We start from the raw sequence: 16,152 nt of genomic DNA, 5'->3' as shown, positions 1-16,152 counted from the left end.
ACGCCCGCGACGCCCGCGACGCCCGCGACGCCCGCGACGCCCGCGACGCCCGCGACGCCCGCGACGCCCGCGACGCCCGCGACGCCCGCGACGCCAGCGACGCCCGCGCCGCTCCCGGAGCGACCATGCGCGACAGGACGGCGGCCCTGACCGGTGAGGCGGCGCTGTCGCTGTACGGAGTACGGGACGCGGGCGACGGCCGGGCCGATGTCCTGATCGGCGCGCGCCGCGGTCTGCGTGACCGGTCGTACGTACGGGTGCGCCGCACCAGCCGCTGGCCCCCGACGCTGCTGGTCGAGGGGATCCCCTGCGTACGCCCGGTCCGCGCGGCCTCCGACCTCGCGGCGTACGAACCGTGCATGGAGCGCGTCCGGGCGATCCTCGCGGCGACCGTCCAGAAGTGCCCCTGCCACCCGGACGACCTCCGCGCCGAACTCCACGCCTCGCACGCGCTGCGCAACCCGGCGGTGCGCGCGGTGATGGACGAACTCCGCGTAGGGGTCGGCTCGATCGCCGAGGGCGAAGCCAGGGACACCCTCTGCGCCGCGGGCGTCCCGGAAGCCCTCTGGAACCCCACGCTCCTCACCCCGGCGGGCGCCTTCCTCGCTCGCCCGGACGCGTACTGGGCGTTCGCGGGGGTGGCGCTTGAGGTCGACTCCGAACAGTTCCACCGGGGCGTGTCCCAGTACCGCGCCACCCTCCGCCGCCGCATGCTCATGGAGGCTCATGGCATCGATGTGATCAGCGCGGTCCCGGCGCTGATCCGGGACCAGCCGCAACTACTGGTGGCCGCGGTCATGGCCAAACTGCGCCAGGCCAGATCAAGACCGGACCGCCCGGACGTAGTGATCCGCCCGTACAAGTAACGGCGGTTCAGGCGCGCTGCCGCGCCCCGAGCGCGGCGGCTCTGGCCTCGGCGACACGTGCGCGGACCTGCTCGGGCGAAAGAGGCGCGGGGTTCCGTACCGGCAGGGCCAGCCCCCGGCACTCACGGCACTCGCCACCCACCAGCGCCTCGGGCCGCCCGGGAGCACGGCATGTGGAGCACTCCATGACACGCAAAGGAGCTGGCGCGGATCCCTCCCTTACAGGCTGCGCAGCCGTCTCAGGCGGCAACTTGGAGGAAAGCCGAGCCCGGACCAGCCCGGCCGGATGATGCACGGGAAGGGGCAGCCCGTCCGTAAGCGCGCGCAGAACGTCCTCTTCGTCGGCGCCCCGCACGAACCACTCGGCGGCCAGGGGCTCCAGCGCCGCGCAGTCGGCGGCGGACAGCGTCACGGCCGGGTTCCGGAGCCCGACGGAGGCGAGCACGGCGTAGGCGCGGGAGCGCCGAGGCCCCTGTTCGGGCAGAGCGGCAGGAGCGGGAAGAGGGCTCCGAGCAGCGTCGCCAACGACGTCGTCGGAGACATCCCCGGCCATGAACGAAGCCCACCAGGAGTCATCCCGGGCGACACGCGAGAACCAAGTACGAGTAACCCACCGAGCCCCAGCCTCCCCCACCAGATGCTCACGCCCCCGCCGTAAGTACCCCTCCCGCTGGAGGCGGTTGAGGGCGGTCCGCAGCGCGCACTGCCCGTAGTCCAGCACCTTGGCCAGGGCTTTCACAGAAATGTCGGCGCCCTCGGGCAGCCGATCGATGAACGCGGCGATGGAAGCCTCCCGGGCAGGCAGCCCGTCAAACACACCCTTGGAACCCCCGCCTCGACCGTCCACGGACCGCTTGCCGTAGCCGGGACTGGCCATGGGATGGGGAGTTACGTGCGAGGGGCGCGGGGCACTACTAAACTGGCTGTCAGCCATGGGGGATCGCTTTCTTCGATCTCGCTCGGTCAGGCCTTCGCCAGGTGCTGTGAACACCAGGCGGAGGCCATTTACGTCTGAGGGCACGCTAAACGTCGATCACCCAAAGTCGCAACCTGACTCCAAAAAGTAAGATTTTCCCCGCCGTCCGGGCGCTGTCCGGGCGCCGCCAGGGTCCGCCGGGGAAGGGAGGGTGGGTGGGAAAAGTAACCAACCAATCAAACAAACAGGGCTCGCATCTCGAAGCTCAACCCCCAGAACCCCAAACCACCCCCCACCCCCAGCCCCACGACGGCGCCCTACCCCGCCCTCCCCACTCACCCGAGCCCCGAGCCCCAAGCCCCAAACCCCGAGCCCCGAACGGCCCCCAGGAACACCCCCCAAGCACGCCCGCCGACGGCTATCGACTCCCCCCACACCCGCCCGGAGTCCCGCACTCCAACCTCCCCACCCAGAAGCCCGGCCACCTCAACGCACTCGGTGCCGCTACCGCCGCTGTACGACGACTTGAACCAATGTGCGTTGTCGCGATCCATCGCAGTTACAGCTCCTCGCAGACCCGATTCAGGAGCGCGACGGACGCATCGATGTCCAACGCCTGTGCGCGCAGGTACTCGAACGCCAATTTATAGCGCGCCAGTTCCTCCGGCTTCTCCATGAACAGGCCACCGCCGATGATGTCGACGTACACGACGTCGAGTTCGGGTGCCGGGCCGCCGAGGACAACGAAGCTGCCGACGGCCGCGGCGTGGGCGCCGGTCTCGAACGGCAGGATCTGGAAGGTGATGTGCGGTTCGTGCGCCCGAGCGAGCAGATGGCGCAACTGCTCACGCATGACATCGCGCCCGCCGACCACACGCCGGACCACGGCCTCGTCGATCACCGCCCAGATGTGCGGCGGCTCGTCCCGCGCCAGAAGCTCCTGTCGCTTCATACGGATGTCGACCATGTGCGCGATCTCCTGGTCGGAGCAGCGCATCTCTGAAGCGCGGTGCACGGCCTCCGCGTACGCGCGGGTCTGGAGCAGCCCCGGGACGTACATGCAGGCGTAGTGATCCTCGCGTACGACCTCGTCCTCAAGCGTCAGCATGAGGTTCATCGACTCGGGGATCGGATCCGCCAGCGACCGCCACCACCCCCGGATCTTCGCGCCCTTGGCCAACTCGACCAGCGTGAGCCGCTCGTCCTCGGAGGCGTCGTATCCGCGGCAGAGTGCGTCGACCGCCGGCCATTTGACGGTGCCTTCCTTGGTCTCGTACCTGCTCAAGGTCGCCTTGGAAATGTTCACCAGGGCTCCCGCCTCGTCCAGCGTGAAGCCCTTCTTCTCCCGTAGTCGCCGTAGGGCGGCGCCGAGTTGGCGCCTTCTGGTCGTTGGTCCGACCCCTTCCTGGCGGAAGCCGAGGAACTCGCCGGCCTGCGGCGCGTCCTGCGCCTGCATCTGAACCTCTGGGGCCTACCGGGGCTGGTCGACACTGCTCAGCTCTGCGTAACCGAACTGGTCACCAATGTCATCACCCACATCGGCCCCGGAACGCCCACCACCCTGACGGTCTCCATGAACGGCCCCCACCTCCGCCTGAAGGTAACCGACCCGGACCCCCGGACCCTCCCCACGCTCATTGCGGCGACAAGCGAAGAGGAGTCGGGCAGAGGCATGGCCCTGCTGGACGCCATCGCCGCCCGCTGGGGCGTCATCCCCCAAGAAGCCTCCAAGACCACCTGGTGCGAACTCCCCACCTGCCTCGCCCCGGAAAGAAGCCCTGGACCGCGCCCGGAGCCGCTACGAAGCGGATCTGGGCGCGGTGAACTGCACTCGACTTCAGTCGTCCAACAAGTGATGGAAGAAACCGGTCGACGGGTCCTCAGGGGTGCCGATCAGCAGTGCTCGGTCGAGCAGGCCGTTGTTGTGTTCGCAGCTTGTCTCCGGAAGCAGTACGCAGGCATGGCAGGCGGCGAGATTGATGCTGCCGGCCCCACTCGCCTCCGACTCGACGCAGAGCGGATCCGCCGAGCACCACTGGGCACGTCTCAACGCGGATCGGAGGGCGGGCTCCAATCTGTTCGGTTCGCCTTGGGCGACCAGACCGCCGAGGCTTCCGGCGGAGTCGCTCGTGGCGGTGTATATGAGGAGCCCGGACATAGCGTCGTCGGCGTACAAGCGTTCTCGGAGCGAGGCCGATGGGTAACCACCGTCCAGACTCCATTCGTTGATCAGCACATGGGCGAGGGTGTGGAGCAGCACCATGCGCGGGGTGGCGGGCGAGTCCGGGACGACAGCCGGGTCCTTGGCTCGTTCGCGCAGCAGATGGAGGTGGTTTGCTCTGATGCGTTCCACGCGCGCGGCGACCTTCACGTTCTTGGCCCAGTCGTCGAGCTTCCGCTCGTCCAAACGCAGAAACACCCCCTCACCCTGAACCTCCATGGCAGGAAGCCAATCCAGTTCCTTCAACGACAACGCTGCCTCGTGTACATCGGCCTGGGTGTCGGGGGTGTCGACGCGGGAGAACGCTTTGAGGGCGCGGACCTCACGTAGCCGCTTGACCAGCATGGGGTCGACGACGCCGTATGGAACGAGTACGGACGTGGAGGATCGGGGGGGTTCACAGATGAACCGATCGTCCGGGTCCGCTGTGCTCTCCGGGTTTCCCTCGACCAGGCGCGCGTACTCCTGCTTCCGAAGAGCAACGTATGCGCTGCTCCTGTGCTGTTCCCCTTCCTCGCCCGAATCTTCCTGCTTCTCCGCGTCGAGAAGTGCGATGACCTGGGACAGGGGGAACCTGTGATTGCTTGCGGTTTCCAAGGCGTCGAGGTAAGCCCCGAGGTTTCCGCGATCGAACTGGCGCAGTTTGTCCCAGTGCGGCGTGAGACGTTTCGCGAGATTCCCACTCCACGGGGGGATTGACAGTGCGGTCCTCATGATTGGCTGCCAGGCCACGGACGAACCTCGTTGAAGGGTCCGTGGCCTTTCGGAGCATATTTCGTCCGGAGCGTCCTTGAGCCAGGGGCGCTTGCCCGAGCAGCCGACCTTGAGTTCGGAGAGCGATCGGCGGCGGAAGGCCCCCTCCATCGATACTTCGGGAATTCCGCAGGTGCACGAGATGAGCACGGACCGCAAGGACGCGGTCTTACCGCTGGAGCGCATGCGCATTTCGCCCCCGCAGAATCCCGATTTTCCTTCGCCGCGGTTACCTCGATGGGCCCACTTCCAGTACGGAAAGTCATCAATGTGCCCGTGCGCACAGGCCATCACGAAGCGTGAGGGAACCAGCTCCTCCTCACACAGCCCGCACATGTTCTTCCCCGGCGGGGAGTTGAAGCCGCGTACGTGCTGCAATGCGTTGCATTCGGGGCAGGAGTGCCAGAGTGGGAAGCGTCGGACCCGCACACCGTCCTTGCTGGTGTCGTCGGACGCGGGGGGAAGTCGGAAGGCCCTCACTCCGAGCGTCCTGGCGAGCCGGTGTTCGTCGATCGTGGGAGCGTCGCTCATGTTCCAGGAGTCGATGCCGGAGACGATGAACGACTCGTTGTCGACGGCCACCATGGCGCCGACACCGTACGTCGTGATCACCTGGGCGCGACGTACCGAACCTCGGCGCGGAAAGCTCGGCGTCGGTGCGCTGCCGATGCGCCGACGGCGTCCGGGGGGAGGGGTCATCGGGATGCCTCCATGAAGAGGGCGGATTCGGCGTCGACATCGCGCAGACTCCACAGGGTCTGCCAGGCATCATCGTTGTTCTCGTCGTCGAAGGCGCAGAGCAGCGACGGTGTCCTACGCCCTCGCTTCGGCTCGTAAAGAAGCCCGCCATGCCTCTCGGCCAGTTGCTCCCACCAGTCGACGAACTCTTCGTATGCCTTGGCAGTCGCCGCGTGCTCGTGTTCGTCGACTTCGAGTACGCGGGTCAGGATCGCCTCCTGGACGATCTTGTTGAGTTCGGTGCGGAATTCCTTGATGCGTCCCGCGCCGTCATCGGGGCGGGCGGCAGGGATCAGGATGCGACCCAGGGCGACGACGACCGCGTGCAGTCCACGCTCGCGTGCACGGGAGGAGAAGGGCGTCACACTGGTCGATTCGACCTCCCGGTACAGGGCCGAGTGGAAGTGAAGGAAATTCTCGTAATGGGAGCGGTCGCGTGAGCGGGCGGAATTGAGCATGACTGCCACCAGGCCCGGGTGGCTTCGGCCGACCCGGCTGGTCGCCTGGATGTACTCGGCTGTGGTCTGGGGCTGGCCCATGACCGCCATCAGCCCCAGCCGGTCGATGTCGACACCGACGGAGATCATGTTGGTGGCGAGCAGGACATCCACGGCCTCGGGGTGCGGGAGGCGTCGCTCGATCTGCTTGAGACGGGTCGGAACCTCACTGGAATTGGCGCGGCTCGTCAGCTCCGTCAGTTCCTGAACACGCCGGGGCTCATTGTCCTTGTCCCGGTCGGCGAGATACTCCAGGTACGCCTCGACGTCGTCGTGCACCTGGAGTTCGGCGGCGGCCAGCAGCCGGAGACTGTTGAAGTAGCCGACGAGCGTCCAATAGGCGTCGCGTACCTCCTGAGTGGCGTCAGCCCGCATCGCTTGGTGGAGCAGCGTCGCATAGGTGCGGATGAGCAGCGTCGACTGGCTCGTGCTCGGTGTGAGCAGCCCGACGTACTGACGGCTGGCCTTCTTCTCCCTCGGGGTCTCCACAGCGAACCAGGAATCGCGTGCGTCCAGCCCGGCCGGCGGGAATTGGGACACCTCCCGGTTGAACAGGGCCCTGCCCTGTTCGGAGGCCCGGCGGATGGTGGCGGTCGAGGCAATTACCTTGGGACGGTCGGCCAAGTGGTCCACGGCCGCCTCGTACAGCCCGGTGAGCGTGCCAAGAGGGCCCGAGATGAGATGCAGCTCGTCCTGGACGATCAGTTCGGGTGGCGGAGTGCCGTCCGAGCGGTCCCGGTTGAAGAGAGCGGCCGTACGCTCGCGCCACGGCATCGCGGCGAACTTGTCCACCGTCGCGATCACCAGCGTCGGGCGGGCGTCGTAGACCGCCTCGTCGACGAGGTGTACGGGCAGACCTTCCCGGAAGGCGCAGCTCGATTCGGGACACCTGACGTGCATCCGCAACGCTTCTTCGTCCACCTCGTACTGGAACGCGTCGAGACGCGAGCCGCACCAGGGGCAGGCGTGGAGCTGCACCGGGTTCTTCTCCTGGAGCTCCTTGCCCTTGCGCAGCTCCGACAGACTGGCCTCAGCAACGGAGAGGATGTTGGGCGTTGCGGACTGTCCCACCCACATGCCGATGGAGATCGGCTCGTGCCCCAGAGCGGCTTCGTCGTCCAGGCGGATTCGCTCCATGGCGCAGATCAATGTCGCGGCACGTTCGAATTGCTGGAGGGTGAGTAGCCGCAGGGTGTAGCGCATGAGAACCGTGACCCCCGCCCCGAGTTCCTCCATACGCATGCGCCGCAGGAATGTGGTGAAGGCGATCAGACCCAGGTACGCCTCCGTCTTGCCACCACCGGTCGGGAACCAGAGCAGGTCGGCGGTCCCGCGATCCGCATGCTTTTTGTCCACGATTCCGTTGAGGCACAGGAGCATGAAGGAGATCTGAAAGGGGCGCCACCGGCCCGCGGTCTCGTCGGGACTTCCGACGCGACCTTCCTTCACCCACTTGCTTCGCGATCGCTGCTGCGCCATCGCCAGATTGGCCAGCCGGAAGGCCCGCATGGCGTCCGGGTCCGTGCTCAGCAGTCGGATACCGCTCCTTATGCGTCCGAGCGCGATGCGGCACTGTTCGATCTGCTCATGGGCCGTGGCTACGTGTTCGGAGGGGAGTGAGCCGGCCTCCGCCTCCTTGCGGTCGATCCACTCGGCGTAACCGGCCGCCACATTGGCCAGCGCGTTGAGTACTTCGTGTTCCGACCTGGTGGCCAGACCGTGCATGGTGAGGGCGGAGTCGTCGATCTCAGGGTTGGAGTCCGTCAGCAGGACCTCGTGAGTCGGGATGAACTCGGTTCGCACTTCATCGACGGCTGCGCGATCGACGGGGGGAGTACCGACAGGAAGCGGCGTCCAGTCCCAGTCGGCCGCACATCCGTGCCCCACGGCGAAGGTCGGCGCGTGCCGGTGAAGCAGTCGGCTCGCGCCTTGCTCCGCATCGGTCGCTCCTCGTGGAGCCGGACGTTCCACGAAGGCGTATGCACCGGAGGGTGTTGTTACCACGACGCGGGGCTGGTAAAGACAGAAAGCGTCCTGAAGGGCCCGCTCACCGATCCGCTTGTCATTGACCAGGGTGACAGTGACAGTGACCGTTCCCGTCGGGCCGGAAGGCCGTCGAACGAGCGCGCGGATGTTGACGTCTGTGTCGATCGAGTCCGGCTTGTGGATGCCGGGCTCTGTGATGTCTATGGTGACGGCGCGGAGCGCCAAGGGCCGCCGGCGCCAGTGCTCGGATTGTTCCGTGGTGCTGCGGGCCTCGGCGTGCTTGGCCGTGATGGGGCGGCCCTGCGGATCGACCGGATCGTAAGTGGCAGCCTCGGTGGTGACGACGATCATCGGTGATACCGCCGGGTCGACGGCGAAGGTGAGACCCATGGACGAGGGGCGACGATTGTTGGCCAACGAGACACCCAGGTCCGGCCCCGGGTCCTCGATGTCCCTGCTCCCCCGCTGGAGAGGGGCGACGTCCGGTCCGTCGTTCTCGGCGGCCTCGTCTGCAAGGTCCTTTTCCGTCGCGTCATCCGTGGGACGAGGGAAAAGGATGCCGATGGGATAGGTCGTGATCGGCGGGTCCTGGGTCAGGACCTCGTCCTTGCTCCCCGGGCCCAACAGATTGTCGCGCAACCCTTTGGTGAGTTCGTCACGCATTCTGTAGTGCGCGGCATGAGGGTTTGTTCTGTCCGTCATGATCTGTTTTCCTCCTGGGGCTGTCCCGCGCCTCGCCTGTACCGACCGAGCCCCGACATACGCGGCAGGATCCAGACTCCGTGGTCACCCAGCCCCGCGCGTGCCCCGGATGCCGTACTGCCCGCGACGCTCTCCAGGCAGTCCACTCGAAAGCCCACGATCTCCTCGGGCCAGTTGATCTCCCAATTCTTATGGATTTTGAGGGAGGCATGCAGATCACGACGGAATCGCTCGGAAACCACGCCGACAGGTCTGTTCTGGTGTAGGAGCGTGTACGGAGGACTCTGCGCAACAGCCACGGGCATCCTGTGTTGAAGCCGCAGCACCAGTTCGTCGCCGGGACGCACGGAAGTGGCCAAGTACTCCTGCACTGCCGACGGGTTCTCCTCGAAGCCGTCCGTGCCCGGTGGGTGATCGCGGGATACGTCGCGCCCCGAAGCCGCTATCCCGGCCCGGATGTGACCTCGCCAACCGCCGATGTACCAACGGTCGGTGGTCCTGTCCTTGCGGATACGTGCCGTATCGGGAGCGGCGATCCGGAACATGTCGTCCCGTGCCCGAGTCATCGCGACGTACAGCGCCCGCGCCTCCGCCGCAGGATCGATATGGGTGTGCTGCTTGCGGATCTCCGACAGCGGTTCGGGGTCCACCACGATCACTCGGTCGAATTCGAGTCCCTTGGCCCGATGGGTCGTCGATACGATCAGGTTGGACCGCTCGGCGGCGGCGAGGTCGTCCGGCGAACGTCCTTCCGCGATCAGACGGCGTACCGCCGCCACGTCCAACAGACCACGCGGGGCACGCGCCGCGCCGCGCAATGCGCGCCAGAGTCTTGTGTGATCGCCCTCGGGCGCGACGGGGCTGGCCGCGAGGAGCTCCCGAAACCGATCCTCCATCAGTGTCGTCGAGCCCGTCGACCGTAGGACTGAGGCGACCCAGGACGCCACCGGACGGTCCTGGAGAGGCCGCTGCATTCGGTGCGGCACGTCCTGCGTGAACAGCATGTCCGAGAGTACGAGAGCCTGCCGATTGTCCCGACAGAGAATCGCGCAGGTGCCGGGGAAGTCACGGAGCGAGTCGATGGTGAACCGGTCGTCGAGGGATCCGAAGTCCGCGCACGAGCGAAGCATGTCTCGCAGCCGACTATGCAGATCCTCACCTGCGGCGGCGGATGCCTCGGCCTCGGAGGGCAACCGTTGAAGCGTGGGACCGAGGGACAGAGCGGTACGGGCTTCGTCGGTACGAGCACGGAAATTGCCGGACAGGTGCAGTTCGACAAGATCGTCGGCATAGGACGCCCTCAACCAGTCGAAGAAGTAGTTGGTCTCCGCCGCGCGCGCGTCCTCGTCCGACACCTGAAAGCCGAAGATCGCCTGAGCTCCGTCGCCCACGACGGTGAAACCGCAATTGTCCTGGAATCGGTCGAGCAGGGTTTCCACCATGTCCCGGCGATCACCCACCAGATCCTGAACCTCGTCGATCACGACATGCGCCGGGGCGCCGGATTCGGAGTCCTCCACAGCACCACGAAGGATGGCCTTTGTCGCCTCCCGGATGCGCTCCTCGAAGCGGAGGTTGCCCCAGTCGTGATCCGGGTGGGCGCTCCTCAGCATTGCGTAGGCCCAGGAGTCGAAGGTCTGGACCCTGACGCGGCGAGCCTCCCGTGCGTGCAGGGCGATACGCTCCCGCAGCTCGCGGACCGCTGCCCGGGAGAAGCTGAGCACCAGGATCTCCTGGGCTTCCAGGGCCTCTTCCTCGACGCTCATCAGCGCGTCGAGTCTTCGGACCAAAGTGTGGGTCTTGCCCGCCCCGGCCCCCGCTGTGACCAGCAGCCGGGTGTCCCACGGCTGGTCGACGACAGACTGCTGCTCCTCCGTCAGCGACGGACTGCCGAGGTAGATGTCGCTCATTTCGCCGCCCACAGGTGCTCGAACTGGGTGAAGGCAAGGGCCTTGCCATAGTTGGTGATGTTGTCCCGGACGTTGAGGATGAGGCAGTTCTCCTTGCCTCCGTTGCGAGGTCCGCGCAGGCCGCGCCCGATCATCTGCTGGTAGACGTTGGGGCTGTAGGTGGGGCGGGCGACGACGACGGCCCGGGTCGCGGGAGCGTCGAATCCCTGAGACAGGACGCCATAGTTCGTCAGAACACGGATTCTCTTGTTGCGGAACGAGTCGATGCGGTTCCTGCGGTCCGCGGTGGACGTCGCCGAGTCCACCGCAGCTGCCTTGATTTTCAGATCGTTGAGTCGGGCGGCCAGGTACTTGGCGTGCCCCACGGATGTGGCGAAGACCAGGACCGGCCAGTCCGAGGGCATCTGCCGGATCTCGTCGATGATCCGGCGGTTGCGGTCGTGGTCGTCCGCGAGTCGCTGCTCGGCTGCCTTGGAAAGAAGGCTCAGTTGATCGGCCCTGGTCTTCTCGTCGCTGGTCAGCTCGATGGTTCCACCAGCGAGTTCCCGGTGGGTGACCTGCGCCAACATGCCGAGCTTCTGAAGCTCCTCGTAGGGCTGTCCGGTGGGAAACACCCCCTCGTCCAGACGGCGGCTGCCGAAGCGCTGGACCAATCGACGGGTCTCCTCGTCGTTGGTGTTGCGGAACGGAGTGGCGGTAAGCCCGAGCAAGGGGCGTGCGGTCTCCCGAGAAGTCAGCCCGAGGTGGGTGAGGATCTCGGTGTACTGCTTGGAGATGGCCACATGGGCCTCGTCGACGATGACGAGAGAAGCGGACCTCAGCCACGCGTAGCTGTCGGTACCGAGACAGAGCCTGAGCTTCGCATCGGTTGCCACAACGAGGTGCGGACGATCACTCACCGGGCCCGCGTCGTTCGACGACCAGAGTCGGCTGATGGCCAGGCGGCTCTCGGCTCCGACTTTCGACCAGACGAAGCTCCAACTCTGTACGGCCTGTTCGCAGAGCTCCTCGGTCTGCGCGATCCACAGGATCGGACCGTCCAACTGCCGCATCTGCTTGATCCACCGGATGACGGCCTCCGCCGCGACGCGGGTCTTCCCGGCGCCGGTCGGCAGCGAAAGCATCCCGCGCTGCGGGCTGACACGGTCCAACATCGCGAACACGTTGGCGGCGAGTCGGTCCTGGTAGTCGTGCAGGCGGGGGAACTCGGTGGGGCCGGAGACTTCGATGCGCGGCTCCAGCGGGGGAGTCCGTGCTCCGGCGAAGGAATCGGGGAAACCGAATTCGGCCACGAATTTCACAGCAGGGGAGGAACCGGTGAAGGACGAAGGGGCATGGCTGGGATAAGCGGCGCTCAGATCCTTGACATGAGTTTGCAGCACGCCGTCGCCATGAGCATTGAAAGCCATACGGGCGATACGGAGCGGAGAGGGATCCTCGCCATTGAGATCCGCGCTTTCACTCTCCCAAAGGCCGGGGGGCAGCCCGGCACGCAACGCGCCTGCACCGATGAGTAGTTCCAGCTTCTCTTCGACCGACTCCGCTTCGCGCACCTTGCGGAGAGAATCCTGGAGCTGCTGGTCCGCCTCCTGTCGGACCTGGGCCTCGAGTACCGCGCGGCACCCGGATTCCTTCAAGCCCCAACGAAGCTCCCTATCGGCCGCCACCAACGCGTCCAGCCGCGACTTCGGTTCGAGGACGAGGACGGTGGTGCCGTGCAGTGCACTGGCCAGCGGAGTGGCCCTGGTGCCCTGCGGTGTGCGGGTCAGTTCCTCCAGCTCGGAGCAGCGGAGGAGGCTGTAATTGTTGATGACGGGGCCCAGCCGTTGGCGCAGCGTGGGGAACTCGTCCCGCAGGGAAATCGCCTCTCCCTCACCGACATGTCGAGTCTCCTTACTGATGACGTCCGAGTACGGCAGCATCCCCCACGTGCTGATCAACAGCTCGGCATCCGGGGCGCTCCCCGCGAAGAGCGCGGGAATCTGCTCCGCACGCAGTGCCGTGTATTCCTCCTTGGTGGCGGCCACCGCGATTTCACTGTCCTCGCGGGTGTCCCAGTCGGAACCGACCCGGCAGCGGGTGAGGCTGTCCTCGGGGAAAGCCACGTCGAGGCGTGTGAGCATGACGTAGGTCCGTCCGACGAATGCGTCGTCGTCGCTCTCGGCGAGCTGTTGCTGCAGTGCTGCCCACTGCCTTGACGGGACGTCGTCCACGACAACCGGCAGATGCAGCTTCCGAGCCTTTTCCGCACTGATGTCCGCCACCGGCAGCACGTCTTCGTAGGCGCGCAACTGAGGTCCCACGGCGCCGCTCAACGGAACGACACCTTGCGAGGTCGGAACCATACCGTGTCGTCGGAGCATCCAACGCAGGGGGGACGGAACCGCCTCGCGGGTCGCCGTCTGTGCCCCGATCTGCCGGGTCCACAGGTCGATGACGCTGTCGTCCTGCAGCGCTTTGACGAAGGCTGCCTTTCCCTCGTCGGAGAGCCGGGGGAGAAGGTGGAGCGGGCCGCCGGTGGCAGCTCCCTCCACCTTGAGGCGGTGGAGTGCGGGGCGACTGGCACTGTCGCTCAGCGTCTTGCAGTAGCTCTCGTAGAGGCTCGCCCGGTACTCCTCGAACCAGGACTCCTCTTCCGGGCGATACCCTCCGGTCGGTCGGTCGCGCAGGCCGAACTCCCTGAACACCGCCAGATCGTCGGAGTGGAAACGCTGGTCGACCGCGATCGACGCGTCACGAGACCCGTCGGCCGGGACGACCGGGCCGGGCAGCAGACAATCCTTCATCGGGTGGTAGCGCCCGTCCACCGTGCGGACGAAGAGAGCGGCGAGGGGCGAGGCAACCCTGGACCGCACTTCCGCGGATACTTGGCTGCCTCCGGCGCTGTGGAACAGCTCCCAGAAACGGGTCCAGTCCTGTGGACCGTACCGCTCGAAGCCCTGGTCTAGGACACCGACGAAGCGGCCACGGGCATCGGCCTCCCGGATGCCCATCTCGTTGAGCGCGCCGGCGAGCGAGGGATCTCCGGACAGCCTCTGATCGACGTAGACCAGATCGTCCTTGAGACCGTCCTGGACGGGCCGGCGGAAGACCTTGCCGAGCACAGGGGCGACCATGCCGTGCTCTTCGGTGAGCACCACCTGCGCTTTCCGCGCATCCGCAGCGAAGGGTGAGGACGCCTTGATCATTTCGGCGACGAGGCGAATCGCGACAGCCGATGCCTCGGCTGTGCCGTCGGAGACCAGGGCCTCCAGCCACTCGCGTACCGTCGCGCGTTGCTGTTTGGTCTCGTGAAGTACGTGTTCGACCTTGCCGGCTCGGAACTCGGCCGCCTCCACAGAGGGGTGGATCCAGTTCGACGGGCGGCCGGGGTAGGCGTTCCACATCTGGAGCCATCGCAGTTCGAGACGGCCCTTGTTGCCCATGTTCGGGTGGAGGCACAGATCCCGGGGAATCTGCAGGACACCGTCCTGGTCGGGCAGGGAAGGTCGCTGAGCGGTCAACTTCCAGATTTGGTCCGTCAGGTACCTGTCCGCCCAGTTCAGCGTCTCCGATTCCCTCGAGCGACCTGGGAGTAGGGGGAGATACGCACCCGGGTCCTGGGCCGGGGCCAATTGAGGAAGGGAGTCGACCACGAGGCGGGCCGCGACCTGGATGATCTCCTGGTTGAAAGGGCTGGCGTCAAGAAGGTTCTGACGGTCCTCGTTGGTTTTCCAAGCGCCGTTGAGGACGCCGGCCAGAGTCATGGGGTACTTGGTAGGAAAGAAGGACCAGAACTCGCCGCGTCCTTTGGGTACGGTGAGAATGGTCTCCCCGGAATATTCGGGAACGGCCCAGGAAATATCAATGGTCTCGCGCGGGTGCATCTCACCGGCGCTGCTGCGGGCGCGCTCGGTCGGGCTGTGGGGATGGGTGAATACCCTCCAGGTACTCTTCGTACTCTTCTCTGCCGGCGTGCCGGAGCGCGCCTCGTGGATGGTGTGCCGGGATCCGTCATGTTCGACGGTGATCTCACGCCGGATTTTGGTTTTGGGCATGTCCCGGAGATCCTCCAGTACCACGGTCCCGACATGGTGGGAGAAGAGCTGGAACCGGGCCGGGAACTCCCGTCGGTCCTCGTCCCTGCTCTTCTGGCCGGCACTGTGCATATCGCGACCGAGCTGCTCTGCAGCGCCACCGAGCAGCGGGAGCCGGACCACGGTCGTGGCCCATCCGCGCAGCTCGTCGAGGACGGTGTCGGACATGCGCTCCTGTGCCTCGTCGAGCGGGCGCGCCATGCGAAGAACCGGCGCCTCGAACTCCTCGTCGGGTGCCGATCCTCTGGCTTCCCGGATCTGCTCGCGCGACCAGGAGCGGTCAAATCCAAAAGAGCCCGACTTGCTGAAGAACTGAGGGGTGTCCGTGACGGCGAGGACCGATTTCACGCCCACGCCGAAGCGGCCGATCTGACCACCGCGCTTCCGCGACACGCTCATCCGGAGAATGGTCTCCGCGCCCTCGGGTGTGACTTCGTCGCCTTCGTTCGCGCAGTAGAGGCACTCGTTGGTGAGGACCACATGCACTTTTCCGCCGGGATGGTTGGCGATCTCATCGGCGGCGTTCTGCACCAACTCGAACAACTGGCGGTCGCCGTAGCCGCCTTGGGTGATGCGGCGTTCTCCGTTGGCGTGTTCCAGGATCAGGCCGGGGTCGACGCGGTATGTCTCCAGTACGCGTGCCGACTGCTCGATGACCTTTTCAATGACGGGGCGGGGGTCCGAACTGCCCTTCGGGCCGGAGTGGTTCATAGGGGTTCCGTTTCTGGGGCCGCAGCTGCACGCGTGGGAACGCGGGGCCGGCCGCGAAGAGGGTGCGACCGGCCGCAAGTCAAACCGTATAGATCCTGGCTTCTGGCGAGGCGGCGTATCAGGAATTTCTGTAGATGATGATCACGACGACGCGACCTGCTGCGCGGTACGTCTTCCGGCGCGGACGGGGAACGCTCCTGTTGCGCGGGCGAGTCGTGGCCACCCGAGGACGACGGGGTGCTCGACGCTCACGCCGAAGGGGGCCCGAGCGGCGAGAGGTACGGCGATTGGTAGAGCCGTCCGCCTCGGTGGTGCTCTCAGCTGAAGAAAGGAGACGGCGGGCAGCCTTGAGCTGAGCGCCGGTCATGCCGATTGAGTCCAGGAACTCGGACTTGGACTCCGGATCTTCGAGAGAATCGTACTGCCTGATGAGGTTGGCGTTGTCGGACATGGAAACCATCCCGGTGGTCGTGATCGGTTGAATCGGCAGATTGAATCAGGGCTGGCACACATGCAGAGCGGCCGAATACACGCGACCGGCGGGACGGTGATCCTGGGGATGGCCTGAACGGTGTGAAGATGCAGTCGAGACTTCCTCTGGCTTCCTCTTTGGGATTACTCCTCTCTTTATGGCTACCTGTGGAGTGTTGGGTTTCGCGCATGGCAAACAAGGGGGGGTGCTTTAGAGGGTGTCTCACGTGGCTTGAGGGTTCGTACGGCATGATGTCTGTCGTGGGTGCTGATCTGTCGAAGCGTCTGGTTCCTGATGAACTCTG

Annotated in this window: 8 protein-coding genes and 1 pseudogene; 2 read left to right on the top strand and 7 right to left on the bottom strand. The window is 66.0% G+C overall.

Annotation, left to right across the window (positions count from 1 at the left end; all coding sequences use genetic code 11):
- The coding region (locus tag AB0389_RS34135) for a hypothetical protein (protein ID WP_366399439.1) at positions 1 to 866 on the top strand (866 nt) is incomplete at its 5' end.
- 7 nt (positions 867 to 873) lie between these two features.
- On the opposite strand, the gene AB0389_RS34130 is transcribed toward AB0389_RS34135, so the two are convergent.
- The 3 genes from AB0389_RS34130 to AB0389_RS34120 all read right to left on the bottom strand — a co-directional run bounded on the left by AB0389_RS34130 (position 874) and on the right by AB0389_RS34120 (position 3,238).
- Positions 874 to 1,800 carry a helix-turn-helix domain-containing protein gene (locus AB0389_RS34130; RefSeq protein ID WP_366399438.1) on the bottom strand — a complete coding sequence of 309 codons (927 nt, stop codon included), beginning with the start codon at positions 1,798 to 1,800 and terminating at the stop codon, positions 874 to 876.
- A 317-nt stretch (positions 1,801 to 2,117) separates the two neighbouring features.
- A complete protein-coding gene (locus tag AB0389_RS34125; RefSeq protein ID WP_366399437.1) occupies positions 2,118 to 2,336 on the bottom strand; it encodes a DUF397 domain-containing protein in 219 nt (72 codons plus the stop codon).
- Between the two features lie 5 nt (positions 2,337 to 2,341).
- Positions 2,342 to 3,238 (bottom strand): helix-turn-helix transcriptional regulator, encoded by an 897-nt coding sequence (locus AB0389_RS34120; protein WP_366399436.1) that lies wholly within the window; start codon positions 3,236 to 3,238, stop codon positions 2,342 to 2,344.
- Here AB0389_RS34120 and AB0389_RS34115 point away from each other — a divergent pair.
- Positions 3,155 to 3,424, top strand: a pseudogene (locus tag AB0389_RS34115) (ATP-binding protein); the annotation flags it as partial. The gene AB0389_RS34120 and the pseudogene AB0389_RS34115 overlap by 84 nt on opposite strands.
- Before the next feature lie 195 nt (positions 3,425 to 3,619).
- On the opposite strand, the gene AB0389_RS34110 reads toward AB0389_RS34115, so the two are convergent.
- The 4 genes from AB0389_RS34110 to AB0389_RS34095 are packed head-to-tail and all read right to left on the bottom strand — an operon-like array spanning position 3,620 to position 15,376.
- Complete coding sequence (locus AB0389_RS34110) at positions 3,620 to 5,455, bottom strand: DUF1998 domain-containing protein (protein WP_366399435.1); 1,836 nt, start codon at positions 5,453 to 5,455, stop codon at positions 3,620 to 3,622.
- Positions 5,452 to 8,679 carry a helicase-related protein gene (locus AB0389_RS34105; protein WP_366399434.1) on the bottom strand — a complete coding sequence of 1,076 codons (3,228 nt, stop codon included), beginning with the start codon at positions 8,677 to 8,679 and terminating at the stop codon, positions 5,452 to 5,454. The genes AB0389_RS34110 and AB0389_RS34105 overlap by 4 nt, the downstream gene beginning before the upstream one ends.
- The gene (locus AB0389_RS34100) at positions 8,676 to 10,589 is read right to left on the bottom strand and encodes a UvrD-helicase domain-containing protein (RefSeq protein WP_366399433.1); all 1,914 of its coding nucleotides are present in this window, start codon (positions 10,587 to 10,589) and stop codon (positions 8,676 to 8,678) included. The genes AB0389_RS34105 and AB0389_RS34100 overlap by 4 nt, the downstream gene beginning before the upstream one ends.
- A complete protein-coding gene (locus tag AB0389_RS34095; protein ID WP_366399432.1) occupies positions 10,586 to 15,376 on the bottom strand; it encodes a DEAD/DEAH box helicase in 4,791 nt (1,596 codons plus the stop codon). Before AB0389_RS34095 ends, AB0389_RS34100 begins: the two co-directional genes overlap by 4 nt.
- Between the last annotated feature and the right edge of the window lie 776 nt (positions 15,377 to 16,152).

Source organism: Streptomyces sp. NPDC093109 (genome assembly GCF_040701725.1).
Taxonomy (GTDB): Bacteria; Actinomycetota; Actinomycetes; order Streptomycetales; family Streptomycetaceae; genus Streptomyces.
This window is presented reverse-complemented; position numbering and strand designations above follow the sequence as displayed.